The following is a 2,024-nucleotide window of genomic DNA, read 5'->3' on the forward strand; positions in this document are numbered from 1 at the left end:
CGCTGGTCATGGGCCAGGTCTACGGCGGCCACAAACCCGCCTGGCACTCCAGCGGCCTGATGAGCGGCTACAAGAGCAAGGAAGTCGGCGGTGGCGGCTTCAACCAGTGGGTCATGGACGACTCCACTGGTCAGGTCCGCACACAGATCCACAGCAGCCACGGCCACACCCAGCTCAACCTCGGCTACCTGATCGACCAGCGCGGCAACAACCGCGGCGGCCTGCGCGGCACCGGCTTCGAGCTGCGCACCGACGCCTACGGCGCCCTGCGCGCCCAGCAGGGTTTGTACCTGAGCACCTGGAAACGCAGCAACGCCGAAGGCGCGCAGCTCGACGTCAGCGAAGCCCAGCAACAGCTGCAGAACAGCGAACAGCGGGTAAAAACCCTCTCTGACACCGCCCAGCAGCACAACGCCGACGCCCTGCAGGGCGGCCTCGACAGCCTGACTCAGCTCAACGCCGACACCGACGTCACCTACGGCAACGACAGCAGCAGCCCGAGCCAGGGCCCGAGCGAACAGCAGCGCAACGGCGGCGACACCGCCTGGGCGATCCGCAACGGTGGCCGGGGAAAAACCCCTGGCTATCAGAAGCCGCTGCTGATCGCCTCCTCTCCCGCGGACATCGCCACTGCTACGCCGCAGAACACCCACCTGCACAGCGGCAAGCACCTGACCGTGAGCACCGGTGAGGACGTCAGCATCGCCAGCGGCAAGTCGCTTCTGGCCAGCGTGGTGCAGAGCATCAGCCTGTTTGCGCAGAACGCCGGGGCCAAGCTGTTTGCGGCCAAAGGCAAGGTAGAACTGGAAGCGCAAAGTGATGCGATGGAGCTGACCGCGCTGCAGAGCATGAAGCTCACGTCGCTGGAACAGTTGATCGAAATGGCAGCGCAGAAAGAGATTCTGCTCACCAGTGGCGGTGCCTACATCCGTATCAAAGGCAGCAATATCGAGCTACATGCACCCGGCACTATCGATATCAAGGGCGCGAAAAAGACACTCGACGCGCCGGCCAGCATGGAACACACATTCAAGGAATTCCCGACTGGTCCCTCGTCGGGTATGTATGACGAACAGAATAGGCTAATGACGAATTTCGGCGTGCCTCTGGAAAATGTCGCGGTCGAAATTGACCTTCCTGGTGAAGGTAAGCGGGTCTATTTCACCGATCAAGAAGGCATGACTCCACGCCTCTTCAGCGATAAACCCGATACGGCCAAGATGCGACTTGTACCCGATGAATTGGTAGTGCCGGCCGGTGCTGACAAATATGTGCCGAGAACCAAAGTATGAAACAAGACTTCAGATTCAACGAGCAAACGTGCTCCACAAATACCCCAAAAGTCCATTATCAAGAGCTATGGACATTAGGGCAGCAAGAGGCGGTACGTCGGCTATCGGTGAAAACCCGTGTCGAATTCAAAAACACTGCACGCTATGAGTTGATCAAGGACTTCAGTGTTCGTGCTGAGCGGATCGCTGGAAACTACGCCCGGATTTATCTTGAACTCGAGAAAAATGGAAAGCCTGAACTAAAAGGCCGGTTCTACTGGACCGGACTTGCTGCATTCGCCAGCAAGCAAGTCATGTGCGCACTTGACTATGCCAGCACCAGCAAGTGGAGATACACCGGGGCAGCCACTCCTTTTTTTGAAATCACTAAAATGCATTTGGGTGAAGGTAATTTTTGGTTGTTCCAAGATATTTTTGTATGGCATTGGTTTTATATCAACTACCCCGAAGAGTTTCGCAGCGCCGTTCCTAAGCGGAACTGGAATGACTATCAGTGCGAATTCAAAACAGCTTTTAAAGAGCTGCCATGGGTTGATGACGCGCTACCAAAAATTAAATTCCGGGCAGAAACTCAGCCTCACGTGGCAGGTGTCGATGTCAGGGGCCAAGGCGGGGACGTGAAAGGGGGGAAGAGACGCGGGGATCTGCAATTGGGGGCGTTGATGAGAATGGGTGGGCGCGAAAAGCTTTGGACGTCACTGCCACAGATTGAAAAAAGGTGGTACTACAAGG

At 56.8% G+C, this 2,024-nt stretch carries 2 protein-coding genes; both read left to right on the forward strand.

Translation table 11 applies throughout. The features are described 5' to 3' along the window. Positions 1 to 1,292, forward strand: a 1,292-nt coding sequence (locus NGJ21_RS23835; RefSeq protein WP_251962789.1) for a DUF2345 domain-containing protein, incomplete at its 5' end; no start/stop codon positions are given. Next, a partial coding sequence (locus tag NGJ21_RS23840; protein WP_251962790.1) for a DUF2515 family protein occupies positions 1,289 to 2,024 on the forward strand: 736 nt, incomplete at its 3' end. The genes NGJ21_RS23835 and NGJ21_RS23840, both read left to right, overlap by 4 nt.

Source organism: Pseudomonas sp. Marseille-Q5299 (assembly GCF_943737035.1).
GTDB lineage: Bacteria > Pseudomonadota > Gammaproteobacteria > Pseudomonadales > Pseudomonadaceae > Aquipseudomonas > Aquipseudomonas putida_E.